Here is a 24,813-nt window from a genome sequence, read left to right as displayed (position 1 = left end):
AACGTCGATTTCACCATCAAGTACTACCACACCCCGGCGCGCTTCGTGATGAAGGCAGGCACCGACATCAAGGACCCGCTGACCGAACTCAAAGGCAAGAAAGTTGGTGTACTGCGCGCCAGTACCCACGACCGCTTCGCCACTGAAGTGCTGGTGCCGGCCGGCATTGAACTGGTGCGTTATGGCTCCCAGCAGGAAGCCAACCTGGACATGGTTTCCGGTCGCGTTGATGCGCTGCTGGCCGACTCGGTCAACCTGGACGACGGTTTCCTGAAGACCGACGCCGGTAAAGGTTTCGCTTTCGTAGGCCCGACCTATGAAGACGCCAAGTACTTCGGCGGCGGCGCCGGTATCGCTGTGCGCAAGGGTGATAAGGAACTGGCCGACAAATTCAACACCGCCATCGCTGAAATTCGCGCCAATGGCAAGTACAAGCAAGTGCAGGACAAGTACTTCGATTTTGACGTTTATGGCCATTGATACGCTGTAGAAAAAAGTGGCCCCGTTGACGCGCGGGCCACTTTTTTTATGCTTTCTTTCCATTGAAACGAGAAACCTGTGGGGGCGGGCTTGCTCCCACAGTGATCTGGTTGTTTCTGACAGCGGAGTTCTCCCATGCAACGCATCGACCACCCATTGCCCTGGAGCCATCTCGGAACCGAGCGCACCCTCAGTGTGTTTCGTTATGGCACGGGTGCGCGCAAGGTCTACATCCAGGCCAGCCTGCACGCAGACGAATTGCCGGGCATGCGCACCGCCTGGGAACTGAAAAAACGCCTGGCCGAACTTGAAAGCCAGGGGCAGCTGCAAGGCGTGATCGAACTGGTGCCGGTGGCCAACCCCATCGGTCTCGACCAGCACCTGCAAGGCAGTCACATGGGCCGCTTCGAACTGGGCAGCGGCAAGAATTTCAACCGTTCCTTCGTCGAACTCAGCGCCCCCGTGGCGCAGTTGATCGGCGACCGTCTGGGCAGTGATGCCCAAGCGAACATCACGCTGATCCGCCAGACCATGGGTCAGGTAATCGATGGCTTGCCGGCGCCGGCGTCACAGCTGCAAGCCATGCATCGTTTGTTGCTGCGCCATGCCTGCGACGCGGACATCACCCTCGATCTGCACTGCGATTTCGAGGCGGCGATTCATCTGTATGCGCTGCCGCAACACTGGCCGCAATGGCGATCCCTGGCCGCGCGTTTGAAGGCGGGCGTGGCGTTGCTGTGCGAAGACTCCGGCGGCAGTTCGTTCGACGAGTCCTGTTCTTCGCCGTGGTTACGCCTGGCCCGGGCATTCCCCGAGGCGGCGATTCCACCGGCCAATATGGCGACCACCCTGGAGCTGGGCAGCATGGGCGACACCCGGGTTGAGCAGGCACAAGCCAATTGTGAAGCGATTCTGGGCTTTCTCGCCGAACAGGGTTTTATCAAGGGACAATGGCCGCAAGCGCCGAGCGAATGCTGCGAGGGCATGCCGTTCGAGGGCACACAGTACCTGTTCGCACCGCACCACGGCGTGGTGAGTTTCCTGCGCGAAGCCGGGGAGTGGGTCGAGAAGGGCGATGCGCTTTTTGAAGTGGTCGACCCGTTGAGCGACAAACTCACAACGGTGTGCGCCGGTACCAGCGGCGTGTTGTTTGCGATCGATCGTGGACGTTATACGCAGCCGGGCACGTGGCAGGCGAAGGTGGCGGGGCGAGAGGCCATTCGGGCGGGCAAGTTGATCAACGATTAAAGCGAATGTCATCGCCAGCCACACCCGAGATGCCTCGGTCTGCTTCACAGTGTTAGGCTCTTCCCCGAATCCTGCGCACTGTGAAGGAAGGCTTATGTTGAAGATTCTCGCTCTGCTCACGCTGCTGGCGTCCGCCGCTGTCCACGCTCAAACCCCGTTGCAAACCGATCTGCCGCTCAAATACCTGGAACAGTCCACCGTCGATTCCCGCGATCAACCGCTGGTGATTTTTCTCCACGGTTACGGCAGTAACGAGCACGATCTGTTCGACATCAAGGATCAATTGCCCACGCAATACACCTACCTGTCGGTGCGGGCGCCGATGGTGATGCAGGAAGGCAGTTACCAGTGGTTTCGCAAGAAAGGCGAAGGTGCCTACAACGGCGAGACCGATGATCTGAAGTCCAGCGGCCAGTTGCTGCTGGATTTCGTCGCACAGGCGACGAAGAAATATCAAACAGATCCGGACAAGGTGTTCCTGGTGGGATTCAGCCAGGGCGCGATCATGTCCTATGAGGTTGCCCTGCGCCATCCCGACGCGGTGGGTGGGATTGCCGCGTTGAGTGGGCGAATTCTGCCAGTGTTGCGGTCGGAATTGATACCGGATGAAAAACGCCAGTCGCTGGCGATTTTCATCGGTCATGGCACGGCCGACAAGCGTCTGCCCTACAGCGACGGCACCGAAGCCAACAGCTTGTTGCAGAGCATTTCACTCGAACCGGAGTGTCACGCCTACCAAGGGGTTGGTCACACCATCAGCGCCGAAGAGATCGCGGATTTGAGCGCCTGGTTGCAGCGCCTCAACCCCTGAGGTTTATTTGCCGCTGACGATTTGCTTAATCAGCGTCTCGTGGGCGGCCATGTCGCCAGGGCGGGAAATGACCTGGACCACGGTCATGCGCCCGCCGGATGCAGCCATCAGTGTGGTGTTGAGGGTTTGGCCGCCGCCCTGGGTGGCGGTGCTGTCGACCTGACGAAGGCCCAGGCCGGTACTCTTCAGGGTCAGGCTTTTCTCACTGAGCTTGTTGTAATCCGGCAACGCCTTGCGCTGTGCCGAGTCGAAATCGGCGGCCGTGCCATCCAGAAATTCGCCGTCGTTGTCCTTGACCTTGACGCCTTCCGGCAGGTTGTTTTCTGCGGCGATCACTACCGTCTTGGTGGCTTCGTTGGCGTACATGGTGCCGCTCGCACCGGTAGGGCTGGCCGGTAGCGGATTGGCGACGAAACCCTTGGGCAAGGTGAACGTGAACTTGCCGCCGAGCATCGAGACCTTTTGCACCTGTGCCGCTTCCTTGGCAGGTGCCTTGGCAGCCTGTGCACTCAAAGCCCCCAGGCTGGCAGCTGCTGCCAGCAACAGGACAACGGCTTTTTTACTCAACAGTGACATTCGCAAATCTCCAGGGATGGTCGCGCGGTGGGGGGCGATCATCCCATGGAGGTTGCCAGGTATTCCAGTGCGGGGTAACAGACGGTCGCAGGCCAGGTACCTGGAACTTCTACTCGTTCGAAAGGGTTGACGGTGTCGCACTGGGCGGCGTTTTGACCAGCAGGCGTCTGGTGACGCCGAGCATGGCCACCGATACGGCGACACCGACAACGAAGCCCGTCATTCCCATCGTGGGCAAGGTCAGCGTCACGACCAGGCAAAACGCCGAAAACGAATACATACCGGTGGTGGTCGCCTGTAGCAACACCGCAGTAAATGCCGGGCCGCGGGTTTGTTGGGAGAACACCGCCATGACACTGCCGAGTACGGGGAACACGGCGAGCAGTCCGCTCCAGCGATCACCGACCGTACTGGCCAGCCACGTAACGGCCAAGGTGAGCAAGGCACCGGCAACCATGCGCAACAGCAGTTTGTCGGACTTCGGTGCCGGGCCCGTCAGGATCGGCTGCACCGATGGAAACAGGTAAGGCGCAACCAAAAGAGCGGTCGCGGCGGCGAGCACCGATAACAACAGCGACGGCGGAATCAGCGAAAGCACCACGGCGATCACCGCCCACACCATCAATGAAACCGTCAATGCCAGCGGCCACCCCGTCCGTTGACAGACCTGCGCATAGGTCACGCAAAAGGCGATCATGGCGAACATGGCCGACAAGGCTGCCATGGCCGACTGAGCGGCAAACGCTTCGCCTTGTTCAAGGGCGAGGAAAAACAGGATCGGCCCAACCACCACCGGCAACCCGGACAACCAACCCGCCACGCTTGGCCCCCAGCGTTTACCGGCCAGGGATATCAGCAGCAGGAAACCAGGGATCACCAGCAGTTTGAGCATCAACACGCGCACATCTCCGACCTGTGTGAGACAGCAACGGTAACATCGCACTGGGCGGATTGCTCTATAGATGTTTGGTTTTTGTATACAAAACACAGGCCAGCCAGAGCGTTTTGTTTACATGTCCACGGGTTATCGGCAAAAAAACGGGATAAAAAAACCCGGTGCGACGTGAATCGCACCGGGTGTGTTGCCAGGCTGCGACGGATCTTCGTGGGTCCCCGTGCAGTCTGATGAACGCTTTAAGCTCGCTCGAGCGCCAAGGCCACGCCCTGACCACCACCGATGCACAGGGTGGCGAGGCCTTTCTTGGCGTCACGCTTGAGCATTTCGTGCAACAGGGTCACCAACACCCGGCAACCCGAGGCACCGATAGGGTGGCCGAGGGCAATGGCGCCGCCGTTGACGTTGACCTTGTTCAAGTCCCATTCCAGGTCCTTGGCCACGGCCAGCGATTGCGCAGCGAAGGCTTCGTTGGCTTCGATCAGGTCCAGTTGCTCGATGGACCATCCGGCCTTGTCCAGGCAACGGCGAGTGGCCGACACCGGGCCGATGCCCATGATCGCCGGGTCGACACCAGCGTTGGCGTAAGCAGCGATTTTCGCCAGTACCGGCAGGCCCAATGCCTTGGCTTTGGCCGCGCTCATCAGGATCACGGCCGCAGCGCCATCGTTGAGCGACGAAGCATTGCCGGCGGTCACCGAACCGTCCTTCTTGAAGGCCGCCTTGAGTTTGCCCAGGGATTCGGCGGTGGTGCCGGCCCGTGGCTGCTCGTCGGTGGCGAAGGACAGTGGATCACCCTTGCGCTGCGGAATCAGGATCGGCGTGATTTCATCGACGAAGCGCCCGGCTTCGATGGCGGCCACGGCTTTCTGTTGCGAGGCGGCGGCGAACGCGTCCTGCTGCTCACGGCTCAGGCTGTACTTCTCGGCCAGGTTCTCGGCAGTGATGCCCATGTGGTAATCGTTGAACGCATCCCACAGGCCGTCGCTGATCATGGTGTCGACGATTTGTGCGTGACCCATGCGCAGGCCGGTGCGCGCACCGGGCATCACGTAGTTGGCCAGGCTCATGTTTTCCTGGCCGCCGGCGATGATCACCTCGGCGTCGCCGCAGCGAATCGCCTGGGCGCCCAGGTGCAGGGCTTTAAGGCCCGAGCCGCAGACCTTGTTCAGGGTCATGGCGGGTACGGCGAAGGGCAGGCCGGCCTTGATCGAGGCCTGGCGCGCAGGGTTCTGACCGGCGCCGGCGGTCAATACCTGGCCCATGATCACTTCATCGACTTGCGCAGGGTCCAGGCCGGTTTGTGCCAGCAACTGACGGATCACCGCAGCGCCCAGGTCGACCGCGGACACATTGGCCAGCGAACCCTGGAAACTGCCGATCGCGGTACGCGTGGCGGCAACAATGACGACTTCTTGCATGGAATGATTCCTCACTGGGCAGCGAACTGCATTTCCGGTACGTGATCCGGGACGATCAGTTTACCAGCGGTTTTGGCGACGATTTCCTCGACGCTGACGCCAGGTGCGCGTTCCTTGAGGACAAATGCGCCATTTTCGATTTCCAGATAGGCGAGGTCGGTCAACACGCGCTTGATGCAACCGGCACCCGTCAACGGCAGGCTGCATTTGGACAACAGCTTGGACTCACCGTCCTTGGACGCATGGGTCATGATGACGATGATGTTGTCTGCGCCAGCCACCAGGTCCATGGCGCCGCCCATGCCCTTGACCAGTTTGCCCGGGATCATCCACGAGGCAATGTTGCCTTCGACGTCTACTTCGAAGGCGCCGAGTACGGTCAGGTCGACATGACCACCGCGGATCATCGCGAACGATTCGGCCGAGGAAAAGATCGAAGCGCCGATACGCGCGGTCACGGTTTGCTTGCCGGCATTGATCATGTCGGCATCGATGGTTTCTTCAGTGGGGAAAGGCCCCATGCCCAGCAGCCCGTTTTCCGACTGCAGCATGACTTCCATGCCTTCGGGAATGTAGTTGGCGACCAGGGTCGGAATGCCGATGCCCAGGTTCACATAGAAGCCGTCCTGCATTTCGCGGGCGACGCGTTGAGCCATTTGTTCGCGGGAAAGTGCCATTGTCGTTATTCCTTCATTCGGTCCGGGGGCTGGGGATCACTTACGCACGGTGCGCTGTTCGATGCGCTTCTCGAACGTGCCGCAGATGATCCGGTCGACGTAGATGCCAGGGGTGTGGATCTGTGCCGGGTCCAGCTCGCCGGGTTCGACGATTTCTTCGACTTCGACCACGGTGATCTTGCCGGCGGTAGCGGCCAGCGGGTTGAAGTTCTGGGCGGTGTGACGGTAGATCACGTTACCGAAATGGTCGGCTTTCCAGCCTTTGACGATGGCGAAGTCACCGGTGATGGACTCTTCCATCAGGTACTTGCGGCCATGGAATTCGCGCACTTCCTTGCCTTCGGCGACCGGGGTGCCGACGCCGGTGGCGGTGAAGAATGCCGGGATGCCAGCGCCGCCTGCACGCATTTTCTCGGCGAGGGTGCCTTGCGGAGTCAGGATGACTTCGATTTCGCCTTTGAGCAGTTGTTCTTCGAACAGCTTGTTTTCGCCGACGTAGGACGCCACCACCTTGCTGATCTGGCGGTCGGTCAACAGCACGCCAAGACCGAAACCATCGACGCCGCAATTGTTGGACACCACGGTGAGGTTGCGTGTGCCCTTGCGCTTGATCTCGGCGATCAGGTTTTCAGGGATCCCGCACAGGCCAAAGCCGCCAGCGATCACGGTCATGCCGTCTTCAAGACCTGCCAACGCTTCCTCGTAGGAACTCACACGCTTGTCGAAACCTGCCATATGCACCTCTTTTATTCTTTGTGGGCGGCTGGCTAGCCGAATGGGAAGAGTGTCTCGCTGAAGTATTCATTTGTTAAGTTGATTTTTGCGGTTGATTGATAGATAAAACTCACCAATCAATCCTGTAGGCGCAGGGCTTGCCGGTGATGGCGAACTCCAGGAGGCCATCGCGCGCAAGCCAAGCGCCTACAGAAAGCACTTGCGCTCATCACTGGAGCACTCAGCCTATGACAGTCAAGCAGATCCGCGCTTTCCTGGCGGTAGCCCAGAGCCTCAGTTTCGCCGTGGCCTGTGAACGCCTGCACCTGTCGCAGTCGGCACTGAGCCTCACCATCAAGGCCTTGGAGGAAGGCCTGGGTGGCCGCCTGTTTACGCGCAACACGCGTAATGTCGCGCTGACTGCCGAGGGCGAATCGCTGGTGCCGCTGGCACGCCGCCTGATTGCCGATTGGGACAATGCCGAAGATGAATTGCGCCAGCGATTCACCCTTCAGCGCGGTCGCGTGACCCTGGCAGCCATGCCGTCGTTTGCCGGCAATCTGTTGCCACCGATCCTCAAGACATTCCGCGCCCGTTATCCGAAAGTCAACGTCACGGTCAACGACGTGATCAACGAGCAAGTGCTGGAAATGGTCCGCGACCGCCAGGTGGAACTGGGGGTCGCATTCGAGCCGCCGCAGAATTCGTCGCTGCAATTCACCCCGTTATACATCGACCGCTTTGTCGCGGTGGTACCCCGTGATTCACCGTTGGTCGAGTTGGACGAAATCGATTGGCAAACGTTGCTCAAGGAACCGTTCATCACCTTGCAACGACCATCGACTGTGCGGGTGATGCTTGAAGAACACTTGCAGGCGCGGGGCATGAAGTTGCCGGTGGAATTTGAGAGCCATCAACTGGCAACGGTCGGGCGGATGGTTGCCAGCGGCTTGGGCGTCAGCGCGGTGCCGGCGTTGTGTGCAGGGCAGATGCGCGAGCTGGGTGCGCGTTGCATCACCTTGCGTGATCCGGTGGTGGAACGGGCGCTTGGCGTGCTGACGTTGCCCGGCGGCGAGTTGTCGGCGGCGGCGCAGGCGTTGTTTGATGTGCTCAAGGCACAGGATTATGTGTAGGAGCAAAGCTTGCTCGCGATAGCGTCGTCCCGGTCGATATCGAAGGCGCATGTGCAGGCGCTATCGCGAGCAAGCTTTGCTCCTACAGAGGGGCGGGGTGTTTCGGGGACAGACGTTGGGCCAGAAGGGGTAGAAGCTGTTCGCATGAAGCTTCTATTTTCAAGTCGAGGATGTCATCCGCCCGAGTCTTGCCCAGGTTGATCGCAATCAGCGGTTTGCCTTGATCCGCCACCGCCCGGCACAAGCGAAACGCCGAGTACGCCATCAACGACGAGCCGATCACCAGCAATCCCGCTGCCTTTTCCACCGCGGCCATGGCCTTGGCTGCCGTGGCCTGGGCGACATTCTCACCGAAAAACACCACGTCGGGTTTCATCCGTTCGCCTGCGCAAAAGGGGCAACGCGGCACCTGAAAGCGTGCTTCGAAGGCGGCGTCCAGCAGGGTATCGCCGTCCGGCGCCTGCACCGCGTCCACGCCCGCCAGGTAGGGGTTCTGCGTTTCCATCAGATTCTGGATCGAATCCCGTTCGCTGCGCATTCCACAGTCCAGGCACAACACCCGGTGCAGGCTGCCATGCAGTTCGATGACGTCGTGGCTGCCGGCCTGATCGTGCAAGGTATCGACATTCTGCGTGATCAAGCCGCTGATCCGCTGTGTGCTCTGCAAGCGGGCGAGTGTCTCGTGGGCCACATTCGGCTGCGCCTGACGCACCCGCGGCCAGCCGAGCATCGCCCGTGCCCAATAGCGCCGACGGGACTCGGGGGCGGAGAGAAACTCCTGATACATCATCGGCTGGCGGCCACGCCGCACACCCTGGTTGTCGCGATAGTCCGGAATGCCTGAGGGGGTGCTGATGCCGGCACCCGTCAGGACGGCGAACGGCTGATCGGCCATCAGTTGCTGGAGTCGGTCAAGTTGTTCGCGGGTCAGGCTGTCGAGCATGTCGGGAGAACCTGTAGGAGCGAGCATGCTCGCGAAGGTGTGTCAGCTGAGATCAATGTACCTGACGCACTCTCATGAGCAAGCTCACTCCTGCAAAGATTACTTGCGGGCCTCCAGAATCAGGTTGAACGGCGTTTGCGTAGCCCGACGGAAACTCGAGAACCCGGCCTCGGTGAAGACCTTGCGCAACCGTGCTTCACCCGCTTGCGCACCGAGCCCGAGCCCGACCTCCTGGGACAATGAGTTGGGAGTGCAGATAAAGGTCGAGGCTGCATAGAACAACCGGCCGACCGGGTTGATGTTGTCATCGAGCGCGTCATTGGCGAACGGCTCTACCAGCAGCACCGTGCCGTCCGGTTTCAATGACTGATAGGCGTGCTTCGCCGCGCCTACGGGGTCACCCATGTCATGCAGGCAGTCGAAGTAGCAGATCAGGTCGTAGTCGTCGCCGGGGTAGCTTTTCGCCGTGCCCTGGAAGAACCGCGCGCGGCCGGACACGCCGCCTTCTTCGGCGCGCTGGGTGGCCACGGTCACGGAGGGCGCGTGGTAGTCGAAGCCGACGAATCGCGAATTCGGAAACGCCTGAGCCATGATCACCGTCGACGCGCCATGGCCGCAACCGACGTCCGCGACTTTGGCGCCTTGCTCCAGTTTGGCCACAACGCCTTCAAGGGCCGGCAGCCATTCGGCGATCAGGTGAGCTTTATAGCCGGGACGGAAGAACCGTTCGGTGCCGCTGAACATGCACGGATGGTGATCGCCCCAGGGCAGGGCGCCGTCACCGCGCATCGCTTTGATCAATTTGTCCTTGTCATGAAAAAACGACGCGACCACGCCGATGCCGCCAGCGATGTACACCGGCGAGTCTTCAATGGCCAGGGCCAAAGCCTGTTCCTCAGGCAGGCGGAATTGGCCGTCGCTGTGTTCCATATAGCCGGAGGCGGCATGGGCGCTGAGCCATTCGCGCACCAGGCGGGGGTTGCAGCCGGTCTTGTCGGCGAGGGTTTCGGGGCTGATCGGCTGGCTGTCGGCCATGGCCCGGTACAGGCCCAGCTCTTCGCCGAGAATGACGTTGGCGAGCATCGCCGCGCCACCCATGTCATTCACCAGTTTGCCCATGAAATCGTTGAGTCTGGCCTCGTCCATCACGTGTGCTCCTTTGACAGGATCACAGTCCGGAAGCGTTGTTGGTCCGGGCGGTGGTCGTGGGAATGAACAGGACATCAAGCAGGTCCTGTGGTGCATTAAGTTTAGTTCGCAGGCCGTATACCGCGGGTTGGAGCGACGAAAGTGCTCTATGGCTTTGCACTGAGCCCTGTGGGAGCGGGCTTGCCCGCGATTGCGGTGTGTCAGCCGCCGAAAATGCAATAGGTGCCGGCCTCATCGCGGGCAAGCCCGCTCCCACAGGGTTTTGCGGCGATCTCATGTATCCCACTGTATCCAAACGGCCTCTCGATACAGTCCCGCGCAATTGCAGACCCCCACCGAACACAGACCAGATACAAACCTGCGCTGAACTGTTGAGCCACTTCCCTGGCCGCATTCACCGGCGGCCGTTCGCTCCTGACTCTGTTCCGCGCCTGATGCGGTCAAGGGGACCACAATGACAACACGTGTGCCTGAATCCAATCTCAACGCCACACCGGTCGATCGCCTGCGGGTCGATCACTACACCAACGGCATCATCGGCCCGAGCCAGCCGATGCTCGGGCCGCTGGCTGACGGTGGCACCCTGATCACCGGCACGCCGCCGGGCTGTTGGGGACCGATGATCACGCCGGCCTTCGAGGGTGGCCATGAAGTCACACAACCGGTCGCCATCGTCGGTGCACAGATCGGCGATGCCGTGGCGATCAAGATCAAAAGCATGCGCGTGACGTCGCTGGCTACATCCTCCGGCGTGATGAAGTTCGTTGAGGGGCGCTACAACGGCGATCCGTTCGTCGCCAAATTCTGCTCCAAATGCGGCACCGAACATCCGGCCAGCCATGTCGATGGCATTGGCGAAGACGCGATTCGTTGCAACAACTGCGGCGCTGAAGTCAGCGCGTTTCGCTTCAGCCACGGCTATGTGATCGTGTTCGATGCGCAGAACCAGGTCAGCCTCACGGTCAATCAGGACATCGCCAATCAACTGGCCGGCAACGCCAGCGAAATGTCGGCACTGCCGGAGTTCGCTGCGCAGCACTCGATCCTGTCCCTGGCCCGTGCCGATATTCCGGGCGTCGCGGCGCACATGCGGCCGTTCCTCGGCAACATCGGCACGATGCCGTCCCGTGACATTCCCGATTCGCACAACTGCGCGGATTTCGGCCAATACCTGATCAATGCACCGCACCGTTTCGGCATGACCCGCGAAGAACTGCACGCGGCCAAGACCGACGGCCACATGGACACCAATTCGATCCGCGAAGGCTGCGTGTTGATCTGCCCGGTGAAAGTGCCGGGTGCCGGGGTGTACATGGGGGACATGCACGCTCAGCAGGGCAATGGCGAGATCGCCGGGCATGCCACCGATTGCTCCGGGGAAACCGAAGTGGTGGTGCAGGTGGTGAAGAACCTGACCCTGGATGGGCCGATCCTTCTGCAAAACCTCGATGACCTGCCGCCGATGGCGCGACCAATGAACGCCGAACAGCAGGCCAAAGTCCGGGCGTTAGGTGAACGTTGGGGCCAGCAGGAGATCGAGCAGAGCGGTCCGATCACCTTCATCGGCAGTGGCGAAAACCTCAACCTGGCCGTGGAGAATGGCTTGCAGCGCGCCGCTTCCGTCACCGGCCTGCCTTATGACGAAGTGCTCAACCGCGCCACCATTACCGGTTCCATCGATATCAGTCGCTTGCCGGGCACCGTGCGCGTGACGTTCCTGTGCCCGATGGACGTGCTGGATCGCATCGGCATCGGTCATCTGGTGCGCGAGAAGTACGACCTGGCGTAATGCCGGGCGGCGGGCCTGTACCACAGTGTGTACAGGCCTGCTGACGATACAAGTCCTGCCGTTTTCCGTCGGCACGCAACACAGTTCCGATACACCGCTTCGATTAACTGTGCTTACGTTCTGACAATCTTGAGATCGACACCATGCAGACCCCCCTCACTTCCGCCAAGGCCAGCGCCGGGCTCGGCTTGCGTCGCGGTTTAATGAAAGACCTTCAGGCTGCCCCAGCCGGTCATTTCGACTTTCTTGAAGTCGCTCCGGAAAACTGGATCGGTATCGGCGGCGCCCATGGCGCGGCGTTGCGAAGCCTGGCCGAGCGTTATCCGTTGTCCTGTCACGGCTTGTCGCTGTCGCTGGGCGGGCCGTCGCCGCTGGATGTCGGGTTTCTGCAAGAGGTGCGGGTTTTTCTCGATCACTACAACGTGCCGCTGTACAGCGAGCACCTGAGTTACTGCAGCGATGACGGTCATCTTTATGACCTGTTGCCGCTGCCGTTTACCGAAGAGGCGGTGCATCACGTCGCTGCGCGCATCCGCCAGGCCCAGGACATTCTCGGTCGACGCCTGGCGGTGGAAAACGTCTCGTACTACGCCGCGCCGCAGCAGGACATGGATGAAGTCACGTTCACCAACGCCGTGCTGCGCGAAGCCGATTGCGACCTGTTGCTGGACGTCAACAACGTCTACGTCAATTCGATCAACCACGGCTTCGATCCGCGTACCTTCCTGGCCGGCATCGATGCCAATCGTGTGGTGGCCATGCACATCGCAGGGCACTTCGATGAGTCCGACACCTTGAAAATCGACACCCATGGCGCCTCGGTCAAACCTGCGGTCTGGTCGCTGCTGGCCGAGGCCTATGCACGTTTCGGTGCGCAACCGACGCTGCTGGAACGGGACTTCAACTTCCCGGCGTTTTCCGAACTGGTTGCCGAACTGGACACCATCCGGCGTTTACAGGCCGAGGAGGTGAACCGTGGCTAAGCGTTCGCTGCACCAACAGCAAAACAGCATGGGCCTGTACCTGCGCGACCCCGACCACTGCGCGCCACCCCCCGAGATGGACCCGGCACGGGCGCAGGTTTATCGCGATCTGGTGTTCGCCAACCTGTCGTCGCTGATCAGCGGTACTTTCCCGGTGCTGGTGAAGATCCTCGGTGACCAACAGTGGCGGGCGCTGGTGCGAATCTTCCTGCGCGACTACCGTGCCCACACGCCGAAATTCGGTGAGATCGCGCAAGAGTTCGTCGAGTTTCTCGCGTCAGAGCCTGAGGCATTGGCCAGTGGGGCGTGGCCGCCGTTCATGGTGGAACTTGCGCACTACGAGTGGGTTGAGATGGCGCTGCAACAGTCCGAAGCTGAGCCACTGTCATCCGGCGATAGCGAGTCGTTGCTGGATCGTCCGTTGCAGGTTTCACCCTTGGCGTGGCCACTGGCGTATGCCTGGCCGGTGCAGAAGGTGGGACCGGATTTCCAGCCCGATGTGGCGCCGGATCAGCCGACGTTGCTGTTGGTTCGTCGAGACCCGGATTTCAGCGTGAAATTCTCCGGGTTGAGCCCGTTGGCGTTTCGACTGTTGCAGCGCATCGAGGAATTTCCCGGGCTGACCGGACGGGCGCAGTTGCTGGCATTGGCGGACGAGGCGGGAATGACCGGCTCATCAGAGTTCTTTGATAACGGCTTGGCGTTGTTGCAGCAGTTGCATGAACAATCCGTGGTGGGCGTGAACCTCTGACCGGCGCCAATCTCCAAACCACCACACATCCCCTGTAGGAGCGAGCCTGCTCGCGATGGCGGTCTTTCAATCAGAAATGATGTGACTGACTCACCGCTATCGCGAGCAGGCTCGCTCCTGCAGGGGGGGGCTGCGTGAAAATGGGTACTTGCGTGCCAGGTGTCTCACCGCTGAAACAGTACTGACTCTTTGAAATTTATTTGCTGAACCCCCCGCAATAATCCTCAAGCCTGGCCGATACAACCAACAGGCGTACATGAATTCATTACAACAATGGCGCCTGTCTGAAGAAGCGTGCGCCCATGCCCGCCATTTCAGTGATCACGCAAGGATGCTCGCCGCCACACTTTCCCGAGAGTCGTCCTATGTCCTTGCGTCAGCTGAATATCGCGCCTCGCGCTTTCCTGGGTTTTGCCTTCATTGCCTTGCTGGTCATCGTACTCGGTGTGTTCGCGGTGAACCGCATGACGGTTATCCGCCAGGCCTCCGTCGACATGGAGGCGACGCAACTGCCCAGCGTCGGTTTTCTCGGCAACATGACCGAAAACGTCCTGCGCATGCGCATTCTGTCGTTCCGGATTTTGGTCAACCGCGATCCAGCGGCGTTGCAGGAAGCCCAGACGCGCATCAACGTGCTGATCGACAAGCTGCGCAGTGCGCAAGCCAGTTACGCCGCGCTGCCGGCCGGTGCCGAAGAAGCGCAGCTGTACAAGACGTTCGAGGCCACGCTCAACAACTACATGCAAGCCCAGAACCAGATGATGGAGCTGTCGCGGCAGAACAAGCTCGATGAAATGCGCGCGCTGATCAATACGCGGATCAAGGACGGTACCGATCAGATGGGCGAGCAGTTGAACAAATTGGTGGCGCTCAATAACGCCGATGCCAAGCAGGCGTCGACTGTTGCCGGGGACAATTACGACAGTGCCATTACCGGCATCGTCGCAGTAGCGGTAATCGCGTCGTTACTGACCGTGCTGTTGGCCTGGCTGTTGACCCGCAGCATCGTCACGCCGTTGAACCGCGCCGTACTGGCCGCACAGACCATTGCCGAAGGTAACCTGACGAAGACCATCGAGGTCGATGGCAAGGACGAACCGGCGCGGTTGCTCGGCGCCCTGGCCACGATGCAGGCCAGCCTGCGCAAAACCATCGAACAGATTGCCGGTTCCGCCACACAACTGGGCACGGCCGCCGAAGAACTCAGCGCGGTGACTCAAGACGCATCCCGTGGTTTGCAACAACAGAACAATGAAATCGAACAGGCCGCCACCGCCGTCAACGAAATGACCGCCGCCGTGGAAGAAGTGGCGCGTAACGCGGTGTCGACCTCCGAAGCATCGAATCAATCGACCCAGGCCGCCCGTGAAGGCCGTGACCGTGTGGTGGAAACCGTCGATGCCATCCAGACCATGACCCACGACGTGCACAACACCTCGCTGATGATTGAAGGTCTGGCGGCCCAGGGGCGTGATATCGGCAAGGTGCTGGATGTGATCCGTGCCATCGCCGAGCAAACCAATCTGTTGGCGCTCAACGCGGCCATCGAAGCGGCCCGTGCCGGCGAAGCAGGGCGGGGGTTTGCTGTCGTGGCGGACGAAGTTCGGGCGCTGGCCCATCGCACGGCGCAATCGACCCAGGAGATCGAGAAGATGGTCGCCGGCATCCAGAACGGCACCGGCGAAGCCGTGGCATCGATGCAGCAAAGCAATCATCGCACCCAAAGCACTCTGGAATTGGCTCGCGCCGCCGGTGTGGCGCTGGAGCAGATCACCCAGTCGATCCACCTGATCAATGAGCGCAATCTGGTCATCGCCAGTGCCTCGGAGGAGCAGGCGCAGGTGTCCCGCGAAGTCGATCGCAACCTGGTGAACATTCGCGATCTGGCTTCGCAGTCCGCCGCCGGTGCCAACCAGACCAGCACCGCGACCCATGAGCTGTCGCGATTGGCGGTGGATCTGAATGCGCTGGTGGCGCGGTTTGTCATCTGACCGACAAGCCGTGGTTGTCATCGGTTTACAGCACGGAAAAGAAGTACCGGGTCAGGTGAAAGAAGATCGGCGCGGCGAAGCAGATCGAGTCCATGCGATCGAGCATGCCGCCGTGCCCCTTGATCATGGTGCCCCAGTCCTTGGCGCTGAGGCTGCGTTTGATCGCAGACATGACCAGGCCACCGAGAAAACCCATGACCACGATCACCAGCGACATCAACAGCGACTGCCAGAAGTTGAACGGCGTCATCCAGAACATGCAGCCGCCGATCAGCGTGGCGGACAGCCCGCCACCTACCAGCCCTTCCACGGTTTTCGAAGGGCTGACCAACGGCGCGACTTTGTGCTTGCCCAACAGCTTGCCGAAGACGTACTGCAGCACATCACTCAACTGCACGACGAACACCAGATAGAACAACAGCAGCGCGTTCTGGCCGGTGAACCCTTGCAGGTCAAGCAACAAAAGGGCCGGCGCGTGGCTGATGCAGTAAACGCAGATCATCACGCCCCACTGGATCTTGGCTGTTCTTTCCAGAAACGCCTCGGTGTCCTGGCTCAACACCGCGATCGCCGGCAACAACAGAAAGGCATACACCGGAATCAACAGCGTGAACATCGAGTACCAGTGGCTGCCGATCAGCAGGTATTGCAGGGGGATCAGGATAAAAAACGCCGAGAACAGCGCGTTGTGGTCGCCCAGTGTCGTCGGGGTCAGGGTGATGAACTCCCTGAGGGCGAACAGGGAAATGAAGCCGAACAGCACCACCGTCGCATTCGGCCCCAATAACCAGGAAACGAAGAAGATGATCACCATCCCCCACCAGGCGTTCACGCGCTGGTTGAGGTTTTCGATGGTGGAGATTGCGCCTTCGCTCGTGGCACGCCTGGCCAGCACTCGACCGATCACCGAAGCGAGCGCCAACAAGCAGGCGATCGCGAAAAAGAACCACAGGAATTTTTGCTCAAGACTCATTTCGACAGCCTCACGATGGCGTCACGCGCCCGCTCCAGAAACAGCTGTTTGTCTTCGCCAGCAATCCTTGGAAGCGGATTGCCGATACGGATGGTGCAGATGATCGGCAGGGGCACATGCTTGCCCTTGGGCATGGAGCGATGCAGGTTTTCCAGGTAAATGGGCACCAGGTCGACATCGGGGAAGGTTTCGCTGAGCCGGTAGATTCCTGATTTGAATGGCCCCGGCAAGGCCTGGCTGGAGCGGGTGCCTTCGGGAAAAATGATGATCGAGTGACCGGCCCGTACGACATCGAAAATCGGCTCCAGCACATTGGTGCCGGGCGCAGGGTTGCGCTCGATCAGGACCGCATTCAAGCCTTGTTGGGAGATGTAGGAAAGAAACCGGTTTTTGCCCCAGTAATCCGCCGCAGCGACCGGTTTCACATTGACCCGCGCTTCGGGGGGCAGGGCGGCCATGATTGCCAGGGTGTCCATGTGGCTGCTGTGGTTGGCGAAGTAGATGCGCTGGCGGGTGAGGTCCGGCGGGCCTTCCCAGCGGGCGGTGACGCCGATCAGCAGTCTGAGTACCGCGATCAGGGCATTACTGATCCACATGGCCGGCCTCCTTCAGTTGTCTGGAGATTGCCAGGGTGCGGGTGATGCAGGTGGCAGCGGAGCCGATGGCAATGATGATCAGTGTCAGCAGCAGCACGTAGTGGCTGGCGTAGAGATGGAATTCGACAGCATTGAGCACAAGGCCGACCGTCATCACAGCCATTCGGTGCTGCTTGGCCAGCGGTCCCATGAAATTCTGCTGCAGGCCGATGGAACCACCGAATACCCGGACATACGCCGTCAACGCGGCGGCGAGGGCGGCGAACCAGCCGAGTTCCGGCTGCCAGATTGCGTAACCCAGCCCGACGATCAGCAGACTGTCGGCGATACGGTCGGGAAACTCGTTGTACAAGCTGCCGATCGGAGATTGCTTGCCGCCTTCGATGGCCACCATCCCGTCGAACAGATTGCACAGCAGGCGCAATTGAATGGCGACGGCGCAGCAGATTGATCCGGCGACACCGTTATCGATGTTCAGCGCAATGGCACCGACGAGCGCAAAGGCGATGCTGGTGACGGAGATCTGGTTCGGTGAGATGTCTCTTTTCACCAACGCGTTGGTGATGTGCTTGGCCCAACCGGTGGAGCGCGCGCTGATCGGCCTTCTGTTGTCATCCATCACTCGGTATCCCTGTCGCTGAGGTTTTACTAAGCGTATATGCATTCAGCGGCTTTACAGGGTTTTCATCGGTGTTGGGCAATCAACCCCGCAACTTGAGCTCGGCACACAAGCCGCCACCCTCGCGATTGCTCAAGGTCAGCGATCCTCCGATCGCCAACGCCAATTGCTGGGCGATCGCCAGACCCAGCCCGGTACCGCCGGTGCTGCGGTTGCGTGAGTTTTCCACGCGGTAGAACGGTTCCATGACCTGGGCCAGTTCTGCTTCAGCGATGCCTGGGCCACGGTCCATGACTTTCACCGAGACGCTGCCGTCGGCGTTTTTTTCGACCAGCAATTCGGCGGCGCCGGCGAACTTCAGGGCGTTGTCGGTGAGGTTCACCAGTACCCGGCGCAAGGCGTGGGGGCGGGTGTCGATGACCGTTGTGCTCTTGCCGCTCAACTGCACTTGCTTGCCCACGTCCTGATAGTCGAACACCAGGCTGTCGAGGAACGAGTCCAGGTCGGTGCGACGACTCTCTTCGGTGGCGCCATGAACGCTGCGGGCATAGGCAACGCCTTCGCGCACCAGGTGTTCCATTTCGCTGAGGTCGTTCCACAGTTTGTCTTTTTCGACGCAGTCATCCATGAACTCGGCGCGCAGTTTCATCCGGGTGATCGGCGTTTGCAGGTCATGGGAAATCGCGGCCAACAGCTGCATGCGCTCCTTCAGGTAGGCGGCGATGCGCGCCTGCATGGCATTGAAAGCCCTGGCGGCATGGGCCACTTCGGTCGGGCCTTTCTCGTCCAGCAGCACCGGATGGGTGTTGGGATCGAGGGTGTCCACGGCCTCGGCAAGGCGGGTAAGGGGGCGGATGGCGATGCGCACGGCCAGCCAGGTGCAGGCGAGCATCAATGCCAGTTGGCCGAGCAGCACGATGGGCAGCCAGGGCGACAGCGGCACCATTGAAGGCCGCACGTCGATGGTCAGCGGGCTGCCATCCGACAGTTTCAGGTGGACCTGAAAGCGTTTCTGCGGGCCGGGAATGTCGGTTACGGTCATGGGATACTCCATGCCGATGGCATCCTTGATCGAAGTCATCGCGATGGGCGCCTCGGGCATGTTCATGTCCATGGAGGTACCGGGCGAGCCTTCATCCAGCAGGTATCGGTAATTGCGTCGATCCAGTTGCTTGAGCCATCCGGCGCGCTCATGGGCGGGCAAGCGGTCAAGGATGGCGACGGAAGTCGAGACGTCGGTTTCCAGGTTGCCGAGCATGGTGTTTTTTGCGCTTTCGTAGCGCTCGTAATACTGCGCTCCGAAGGACAGCGCCTGGGCGAGGATCAGGCCGATCAGGAAGATCAGCGACAGCCGCGAAGCCAGGGTGCGAGGCCAGCCCATCGACAGCTTCATGCTGGCGCACCGACGATTTCCACCGGCAGCGAGAACACATAGCCCTCGCTGCGCACGGTCTTGATGTAGGCCGGTTCGCGGGCATCGTCCAGCAAGCGTTGGCGCAGGCGGCTCACCAGCAGGTCGATGGAACGATCGAACAGATCGGCGTCACGGCCCTGGGTCAGGTTGAGCAACTGGTCGCGGTTGAGTACCCGCTGCGGATGATCGAGGAACACCCGCAGCAAACGGTATTCGGCGCCGCTCAAGGCGACCATGGTGCCGTCGCCGTCCAGCAGATGACGGGCCGAGGTGTCCAGCTGCCAGCGCCCGAAGGCCAGCAGGCGACTGCTTTCGGTGACCACCAGGTTGGGTGGCAGCATCCGTGTGCGGCGCAACACCGCGTTGATCCGCGCCAGCAATTCGCGGGCGGCGAACGGCTTGACCAGATAGTCGTCGGCGCCCATCTCAAGGCCGATGATGCGGTCGGTTTCATCGTTGCGGGCGGTGAGCATCAACACCGGCGTGGCCTTGTGTTTTCCCGAGCGCAGTTCGCGGCAGAGCATCAGGCCATCGTCGCCCGGCATCATGATGTCGAGCACGATCAGGTCCACCGGTGTGGACTCGAGAAAAGTCCGCATCTGCCGGCCATCGGCGACGACGGTGGTGCGCAGGCCATTCTTCTTCAGGTAGTTGCCCACCAGTTCGCGGATCTCGCGGTCATCATCAACGATGAGAATGTGATCGACGTGCTCCATGGGGACTTGCCTCTGTAAGGGGTGAATGCCGCACAGTCTACCGAGCCTTTTCCTGCTCGCCCGCAGGGGTTTGTATTGCAGTGTATCTGGCTTGTCGGTGGATACACACAGACGTAAAAAAGCGATTTTCCGGGGTTTTGTATCGCTCTGTATCCCGCGCCGGCTCAGATACTTACCGATTTATCCGCGCCTGTTCCCGACACATACGGGATACCTCGCGAGCTTTTAATAGGTTCCATCGAGGCAAGCCTAACGGCCTCTAGCCAACAAACGATTGACCCTATCGAAACCTTGAGGAAAACCGCCATGAACACCAAAGCCGTCTACGCCGCTTGCCTGTTTGCCGCCCTGAACATCTGCACCTTGTCGGCCCGTGCCGAATCCGATGTCAGCGCTAAACCGTACACCTACGGTACACACCTGGACATTCAGAAAGTCGTATCGCTGAAACAGGACGCCACGCCTTCTTGCGGTGTGGTGGATGCGCAACTGACCTACCTCGATTCCCAGAGCAAAACCCACGTCGTGGACTACCGCAAGATTTCCGATAACTGCGGCTCGGATAACTGAGTCCTGCGATCAGCCATTGCCCAGCCCATTTGAAACGAGGAACAACACCATGAACAACGTCAGCCGATTCTTGACCGCCATTGCCTTTTCCGTCGCCGGCGCCGCGGCCCACGCCAATGCCGCTGTTGAACAAAGTGCCTGCGGCAGCAGCACGTGCTTTCAGCTGACGCCGGTGGCGCAGAAGGGCGGTGAGGGGTTCCTCGCCGAGGATGGCTACAACCGCACGCCGCAAGCTCAGGTGGTTGCCGAAAACGGTTATAGCCACACGCCACAGGGCAAGCAACAGGAAAGCCAGAACAGCTGAAGCCCGAACACCACCGATCCACTGTGGGAGCTGGCAATCAGCTTCCACAGGGGATGTATGTCGCCCTCTGATTCGTAATAGGTGATCCCATGTTTCTCATCGCTTTCCTGGGCGGCATATTGACCGTCCTCAGCCCGTGCATTCTGCCAGTCGTGCCGTTCCTGTTCGCGGGCGCCGACCGCACCCGCTCCTCGATCCTGCTGACGCTCGGCGGCATGGCCGTGACATTTGCCCTGGTCGCCAGCCTGGCGGTGGTCAGCAGCGAGTGGGTCATTCAGGCCAGTAATGCCGGCCGCCATGTGGCCCTGATCGTGATGGTGCTGTTTGCCCTGTCGCTGATTTCCGCTCGGGTCGGCGACTGGCTGGCACGACCGTTCGTGTTGCTGGGCAATCGCCTGGACCCCGACAGCCGAAAGGTTTCCGGTCCGCTGGGCTCGCTGATGATCGGGGTCGCCACCGGTCTGCTGTGGGCACCGTGCGCCGGGCCGATCCTCGGGGTCATCCTGACCGGTGCCATGTTGCAGGGTGCGAACGCCGGGACCAGCCTGTTGCTGGTGGCTTACGGTTTGGGCAGTGCGTTGTCGCTGGGCATCCTGATCTTCGCCGGTCGCGGCCTGGTCAATCGCCTGAAACCATCGATCCCGGTCACTGGCTGGTTGCGTCGTGGTGCCGGTGTCGCCGTGTTGGCCGGGGCGGCGGTGATCTCCACTGGCGCTGATAGCGTGCTGTTGGCCAATACCTCGTCGGAAGGTGTCAGCCGCGTCGAGAAAGGCGTGCTCGAAACCGTGCCCAAGGTCGTCGACTACTTCGTCAGCAAGGTCAAGGCCGATTCCATGGACAATGCCCAGGGCCCCATGCCCTCGCTGAACGGCGCTGTGCAATGGCTCAATTCGCCAGCCCTGACCAACGAATCGCTCAAAGGCAAAGTGGTATTGGTGGATTTCTGGACCTTCGACTGCATCAACTGCAAGCACACCCTGCCGTACGTCAAAGACTGGGCGAAGAAGTACGAAAAGGACGGGCTGGTGGTGATCGGCGTGCACACGCCTGAGTACGGCTTCGAACGGATCATCGACAACGTCAAGGACAAGGTGAAGGAGTACGGCATCACCTACCCGGTGGCAATCGACAACAACTACGCGATCTGGCGCAACTTCGACAACCAGTACTGGCCTGCCCACTACCTGATCGATGCCAAGGGCCAGGTGCGTTTCACCCACTTCGGTGAAGGTCGGTATGACACCCAGGAAAAGATGATCCAGCAGCTGCTGGAAGAGGCCAAGGCCGACGCCAAGGCCAGCGCTCCAGCCGTTTGATCCTGCCGATCAATGGCTCACATGCATTGCGCCGTGGGCCACCGAGCGATTTTCCTGACTGCGCCGCCACGCCGCTGGCGGCGCTCCATACTCGCGACGAAATGCCCGACTGAACGCCGTGTCGGTCTGGTAACCCACTTCTTCGGCGATGCGCATCAAGGAACTGTTACTGCTGCGTAACAGGTTGGCAGCGAGCAACATGCGCCATTGCGTCAGGTACTGCATCGGCGACACCCCGACCAATTGTTGAAAGCGCTCCGCCAGCACGGATCGGGAGGTGCCGGCCGTTCGTGCCAGTTCCTCCAGGGTCCAGGTGTGGCAGGGCTTTTTGTGCAAGGCATTGAGTGCGGCGCCGACGATCCGGTCGCTGACCCCGGCCAGCCACCCGGTGCGGGCCTTGCCGTGCTCATGCATGTACAGGCGCAGGACTTCGATGAACAACACTTCGGCCAGTTTGGCCAATACGCCTTCACCGCCAGGCCGCGGCGAGCGGGCTTCGGCCAAGGCATAGCGCACCGAAGATTCCAGCCAGACCCCGGCATTCGAACCGCGCACATTGACCCGCACCACGGATGGCAATCCAGTGAGCAACATGCCCGCCAACCGCGTATCGCACGCCAGATAACCACAGACCAGACGCGTGACCGCGCCGCCGCCACCGTAGCTCAGTTGCCGTGGCCGTCGCGCCAGCACCTTGTCCAGCCGCGTCCCGCTGGCCGGCGTCAATCCTGGTTGCGAGCTCATGCGATGGGCATCGCCCTGGGGGAACACCACGACATCGCCAGCGCTCAGCTGCAGGGGCGGATCATCCCCCAGTTCGACATAACACTCGCCCTCGGTGATCAGATGGAAGATCACCACCCGTTCGGCGTTCGGCTCCAGAAACGGTGCCGCCGTATCGGCCCTCGGTGATTGATAGCACCACGGTGCAGTGAACCTGGCATTGATGAAAATGGCGCCGACCAGACGGACGACGCGCAGGGTCTGTGACAGGGCATCCATGATGACCTTCCCGTGCGGACCGATGTTCTCGATTGTGAGCCTGCCGCAGCGACTTGTGAAACCGCCGGACGATCGGCCAAGGTTGGCCGACGATCGGACAGGACGCCGGAGGCCGGCAGCGCGATAGTTGACGCACAGGGTCAGCCCGGCTCTGTCATCAATAACAAGAATGAGAGGTTGCCATGCCTAAGTTCGTCATAGAACGCGAGATTCCAGGTGCTGGAACACTGTCAGAAAGGGATTTGAAAGCCGCTTCGCAAAAGTCCTGCAGGGCCTTGCGCGATCTGCCGCAGGTGCAGTGGCTGCAGAGTTATGTCACCGGTGACAAGCTCTACTGCGTGTACATCGCGCCAAGCGAAGAACAGATCCAGGAGCATGCACGGCTGAGTGGTTTCCCGGCCAATCGCGTTTCCCAGGTCATGAACATCATCGATCCCACCACGGCGGAATAACGCGCCGGTAGTTGATCTGTGTTCCAACCCAGAGATCGTCTCCATGAGTACACCCATTGATCTAACTGCCTTGAAAAACCGCCAGATGGCCGCCTGGGCCAGTGGTGACTACGCCGTCATCGGCACGACTTTGCAGATCGTCGGCGAGCAATTGGCCGAAGCCTGTGACCTGCTGTGCGATGAGCAAGTGCTCGATGTCGCGGCCGGTAACGGCAACGCGACGCTGGCTGCCGCGCGGCGCGGTTGTCAGGTCACCTCCACTGACTATGTGGCCGCATTGCTCGAACGCGGCGAAGATCGCGCCCGGGCGGAACGCCTGAACGTCACCTTCCAGGTGGCCGATGCCGAAGCGCTGCCGTTTGACGATGGCAGTTTCGATGCCGTGCTTTCAACCTTCGGCGTGATGTTTACCCCGGATCAGGCCAAAGCCGCCTCGGAGCTGGCGCGGGTCTGTCGGCCCGGTGGCCGGATCGGTCTGGCCAACTGGACGCCGGAAGGTTTCGTCGGCCAGATGTTCAAGACCCTCGGCCGGCACATGCCTCCACCACCGGGCGCGCAACCGCCTTCGCAGTGGGGCACCGAAGCCTGGCTGCACACACACTTCGACGAGCGCAACTTCCTGGTTCAGGTGACGCGCAAGACCTTCAATTTCCGCTATCGCAGCGCGGCGCATTTCATCGACACCTTCCGTATGTGGTACGGCCCGGTGCACAAGGCATTCGCAGCATTGCCACCGGACGGTGCCAAGGGGCTGGAAAACGACCTGACGGAACTGATCAATCGTTCGAATCGGGCGGGGGACAGGTCTTTGGTGGTGCCGAGTGAGTACCTGGAGGTGGTGATTACCCGGCGTTGAATTTGCTTTGGTCCCTGTGGGGGCTTGCTCTCACAGGGGCTGGAGTTGAGCGGGTGAAGGTGAGTGGTGATTGGTTGAATATCTGTCGCTGCGGCAACGGCGGCTCATGGTTGCGCTTTTACAGCCATCCCTACACCAAACCTGTGGGAGCTGGCTTGCCAGCGATAGCGGCCTGACAGCCAATCAATCTCTACCAGATGTGCCCGATCCCTGCAGGAGCGAGCCTGCTCGCGAAAAACGATTGGGCGACACGGACATTCAGATAGCCCGCGTCATCGTTAACGACCATCGCGAGCAGGCTCACTCCTACACAGGTTGGTTTCGTTTGCTGAAATCCCATAGACCACAAAACCTGTGGGAGCTTGGCCTGCCAGCCGACCAATCTCTACCAGATGTGCCCGATCCCTGCAGGAGCGAGCCTGCTCGCGAAAAAC

At 60.6% G+C, this 24,813-nt stretch carries 27 protein-coding genes; 14 read left to right on the top strand and 13 right to left on the bottom strand.

Features of this window, described 5'->3' with window-relative positions:
- The 3 genes from D8U69_RS27330 to D8U69_RS27320 form a co-directional block, all read left to right on the top strand.
- On the top strand, nucleotides 1-480 hold a 480-nt coding region (locus D8U69_RS27330), incomplete at its 5' end, for a transporter substrate-binding domain-containing protein (protein WP_130908532.1).
- Between the two features lie 135 nt (nucleotides 481-615).
- The gene (locus D8U69_RS27325; protein ID WP_130908531.1) at nucleotides 616-1,728 is read left to right on the top strand and encodes a succinylglutamate desuccinylase/aspartoacylase family protein; all 1,113 of its coding nucleotides are present in this window, start codon (nucleotides 616-618) and stop codon (nucleotides 1,726-1,728) included.
- 94 nt (nucleotides 1,729-1,822) lie between these two features.
- On the top strand, nucleotides 1,823-2,539 hold the full coding sequence (locus D8U69_RS27320) for a dienelactone hydrolase family protein (RefSeq protein ID WP_130908530.1): 717 nt from the start codon (nucleotides 1,823-1,825) through the stop codon (nucleotides 2,537-2,539).
- Between the two features lie 3 nt (nucleotides 2,540-2,542).
- Here the strand turns inward: D8U69_RS27320 and D8U69_RS27315 are convergent, their stop codons facing one another.
- The 5 genes from D8U69_RS27315 to D8U69_RS27295 all read right to left on the bottom strand — a co-directional run bounded on the left by D8U69_RS27315 (nucleotide 2,543) and on the right by D8U69_RS27295 (nucleotide 6,843).
- Nucleotides 2,543-3,115 carry a hypothetical protein gene (locus D8U69_RS27315; protein ID WP_056854525.1) on the bottom strand — a complete coding sequence of 191 codons (573 nt, stop codon included), beginning with the start codon at nucleotides 3,113-3,115 and terminating at the stop codon, nucleotides 2,543-2,545.
- A 109-nt stretch (nucleotides 3,116-3,224) separates the two neighbouring features.
- Nucleotides 3,225-4,013, bottom strand: a complete 789-nt coding sequence (locus D8U69_RS27310; RefSeq protein ID WP_130908529.1) for a hypothetical protein — start codon at nucleotides 4,011-4,013, stop codon at nucleotides 3,225-3,227.
- 236 nt (nucleotides 4,014-4,249) lie between these two features.
- Nucleotides 4,250-5,431: an acetyl-CoA C-acetyltransferase gene (locus D8U69_RS27305; protein WP_130905121.1), complete on the bottom strand. Its 1,182-nt coding sequence runs from the start codon at nucleotides 5,429-5,431 to the stop codon at nucleotides 4,250-4,252.
- An 11-nt stretch (nucleotides 5,432-5,442) separates the two neighbouring features.
- The gene (locus D8U69_RS27300; protein WP_008153883.1) at nucleotides 5,443-6,108 is read right to left on the bottom strand and encodes a CoA transferase subunit B; all 666 of its coding nucleotides are present in this window, start codon (nucleotides 6,106-6,108) and stop codon (nucleotides 5,443-5,445) included.
- A 36-nt stretch (nucleotides 6,109-6,144) separates the two neighbouring features.
- Nucleotides 6,145-6,843 carry a CoA transferase subunit A gene (locus tag D8U69_RS27295; protein ID WP_056854522.1) on the bottom strand — a complete coding sequence of 233 codons (699 nt, stop codon included), beginning with the start codon at nucleotides 6,841-6,843 and terminating at the stop codon, nucleotides 6,145-6,147.
- 227 nt (nucleotides 6,844-7,070) lie between these two features.
- Here D8U69_RS27295 and D8U69_RS27290 point away from each other — a divergent pair, with 227 nt between their 5' ends.
- Nucleotides 7,071-7,955, top strand: coding sequence for a LysR family transcriptional regulator (locus D8U69_RS27290; protein ID WP_130905120.1), 885 nt, complete (start codon nucleotides 7,071-7,073; stop codon nucleotides 7,953-7,955).
- Between the two features lie 82 nt (nucleotides 7,956-8,037).
- On the opposite strand, the gene D8U69_RS27285 is transcribed toward D8U69_RS27290, so the two are convergent.
- Nucleotides 8,038-8,898, bottom strand: a complete 861-nt coding sequence (locus tag D8U69_RS27285; RefSeq protein ID WP_130905119.1) for an NAD-dependent protein deacetylase — start codon at nucleotides 8,896-8,898, stop codon at nucleotides 8,038-8,040.
- A gap of 99 nt (nucleotides 8,899-8,997) precedes the next feature.
- Nucleotides 8,998-10,044 (bottom strand): class I SAM-dependent methyltransferase, encoded by a 1,047-nt coding sequence (locus D8U69_RS27280; RefSeq protein WP_130908528.1) that lies wholly within the window; start codon nucleotides 10,042-10,044, stop codon nucleotides 8,998-9,000.
- Nucleotides 10,045-10,501: 457 nt separating this feature from the next.
- Between D8U69_RS27280 and D8U69_RS27275 the strand changes: the two genes are divergently transcribed.
- From D8U69_RS27275 to D8U69_RS27260, 4 genes are all read left to right on the top strand, one after another.
- A complete protein-coding gene (locus D8U69_RS27275; RefSeq protein WP_130908527.1) occupies nucleotides 10,502-11,836 on the top strand; it encodes an acetamidase/formamidase family protein in 1,335 nt (444 codons plus the stop codon).
- A 143-nt stretch (nucleotides 11,837-11,979) separates the two neighbouring features.
- Nucleotides 11,980-12,819, top strand: a complete 840-nt coding sequence (locus tag D8U69_RS27270) for a DUF692 domain-containing protein (protein ID WP_130908526.1) — start codon at nucleotides 11,980-11,982, stop codon at nucleotides 12,817-12,819.
- A complete protein-coding gene (locus D8U69_RS27265; RefSeq protein ID WP_130908525.1) occupies nucleotides 12,812-13,570 on the top strand; it encodes a putative DNA-binding domain-containing protein in 759 nt (252 codons plus the stop codon). Before D8U69_RS27270 ends, D8U69_RS27265 begins: the two co-directional genes overlap by 8 nt.
- A 365-nt stretch (nucleotides 13,571-13,935) precedes the next feature.
- Nucleotides 13,936-15,561 (top strand): methyl-accepting chemotaxis protein, encoded by a 1,626-nt coding sequence (locus tag D8U69_RS27260; RefSeq protein ID WP_056856881.1) that lies wholly within the window; start codon nucleotides 13,936-13,938, stop codon nucleotides 15,559-15,561.
- A gap of 25 nt (nucleotides 15,562-15,586) precedes the next feature.
- On the opposite strand, the gene D8U69_RS27255 is transcribed toward D8U69_RS27260, so the two are convergent.
- The 5 genes from D8U69_RS27255 to D8U69_RS27235 all read right to left on the bottom strand — a co-directional run bounded on the left by D8U69_RS27255 (nucleotide 15,587) and on the right by D8U69_RS27235 (nucleotide 19,879).
- On the bottom strand, nucleotides 15,587-16,534 hold the full coding sequence (locus D8U69_RS27255; RefSeq protein ID WP_056856880.1) for a phosphatidate cytidylyltransferase: 948 nt from the start codon (nucleotides 16,532-16,534) through the stop codon (nucleotides 15,587-15,589).
- Complete coding sequence (locus D8U69_RS27250; RefSeq protein WP_056856879.1) at nucleotides 16,531-17,130, bottom strand: lysophospholipid acyltransferase family protein; 600 nt, start codon at nucleotides 17,128-17,130, stop codon at nucleotides 16,531-16,533. Before D8U69_RS27250 ends, D8U69_RS27255 begins: the two co-directional genes overlap by 4 nt.
- A complete protein-coding gene (locus tag D8U69_RS27245; protein WP_130908524.1) occupies nucleotides 17,117-17,749 on the bottom strand; it encodes a CDP-alcohol phosphatidyltransferase family protein in 633 nt (210 codons plus the stop codon). Before D8U69_RS27245 ends, D8U69_RS27250 begins: the two co-directional genes overlap by 14 nt.
- Before the next feature lie 82 nt (nucleotides 17,750-17,831).
- Complete coding sequence (locus D8U69_RS27240; RefSeq protein ID WP_130908523.1) at nucleotides 17,832-19,142, bottom strand: HAMP domain-containing sensor histidine kinase; 1,311 nt, start codon at nucleotides 19,140-19,142, stop codon at nucleotides 17,832-17,834.
- Nucleotides 19,139-19,879: a response regulator gene (locus D8U69_RS27235; RefSeq protein ID WP_056856876.1), complete on the bottom strand. Its 741-nt coding sequence runs from the start codon at nucleotides 19,877-19,879 to the stop codon at nucleotides 19,139-19,141. Before D8U69_RS27235 ends, D8U69_RS27240 begins: the two co-directional genes overlap by 4 nt.
- Nucleotides 19,880-20,185: 306 nt before the next feature.
- On the opposite strand from D8U69_RS27235, the gene D8U69_RS27230 reads away from it, so the two are divergent.
- The 3 genes from D8U69_RS27230 (at nucleotide 20,186) to D8U69_RS27220 (ending at nucleotide 22,069) form a co-directional block, all read left to right on the top strand.
- Nucleotides 20,186-20,449, top strand: a complete 264-nt coding sequence (locus D8U69_RS27230; RefSeq protein WP_056856875.1) for a DUF2790 domain-containing protein — start codon at nucleotides 20,186-20,188, stop codon at nucleotides 20,447-20,449.
- 49 nt (nucleotides 20,450-20,498) lie between these two features.
- Nucleotides 20,499-20,753, top strand: coding sequence for a hypothetical protein (locus tag D8U69_RS27225; RefSeq protein WP_056856874.1), 255 nt, complete (start codon nucleotides 20,499-20,501; stop codon nucleotides 20,751-20,753).
- Between the two features lie 89 nt (nucleotides 20,754-20,842).
- Nucleotides 20,843-22,069, top strand: coding sequence for a cytochrome c biogenesis protein DipZ (locus D8U69_RS27220; RefSeq protein WP_130908522.1), 1,227 nt, complete (start codon nucleotides 20,843-20,845; stop codon nucleotides 22,067-22,069).
- Nucleotides 22,070-22,078: 9 nt separating this feature from the next.
- Here the strand turns inward: D8U69_RS27220 and D8U69_RS27215 are convergent, their stop codons facing one another.
- Entirely contained in the window at nucleotides 22,079-23,071 is a 993-nt protein-coding gene (locus tag D8U69_RS27215; protein WP_130908521.1) for an AraC family transcriptional regulator, read from the bottom strand.
- A 182-nt stretch (nucleotides 23,072-23,253) separates the two neighbouring features.
- Between D8U69_RS27215 and D8U69_RS27210 the strand changes: the two genes are divergently transcribed.
- From D8U69_RS27210 to D8U69_RS29650, 3 genes are all read left to right on the top strand, one after another.
- Complete coding sequence (locus D8U69_RS27210) at nucleotides 23,254-23,523, top strand: DUF4242 domain-containing protein (RefSeq protein ID WP_130905112.1); 270 nt, start codon at nucleotides 23,254-23,256, stop codon at nucleotides 23,521-23,523.
- A 43-nt stretch (nucleotides 23,524-23,566) separates the two neighbouring features.
- The gene (locus D8U69_RS27205) at nucleotides 23,567-24,379 is read left to right on the top strand and encodes a class I SAM-dependent methyltransferase (protein WP_130905111.1); all 813 of its coding nucleotides are present in this window, start codon (nucleotides 23,567-23,569) and stop codon (nucleotides 24,377-24,379) included.
- A gap of 70 nt (nucleotides 24,380-24,449) precedes the next feature.
- On the top strand, nucleotides 24,450-24,813 hold a 364-nt coding region (locus tag D8U69_RS29650), incomplete at its 3' end, for a hypothetical protein (RefSeq protein ID WP_206663074.1).

This window comes from Pseudomonas sp. Sample_16 (assembly GCF_004307665.1).
In the GTDB taxonomy this organism is placed as follows: domain Bacteria; phylum Pseudomonadota; class Gammaproteobacteria; order Pseudomonadales; family Pseudomonadaceae; genus Aquipseudomonas.
Note: the sequence above shows the minus strand (reverse complement) of the source record. Positions and strands in the feature narration are given on the sequence as shown.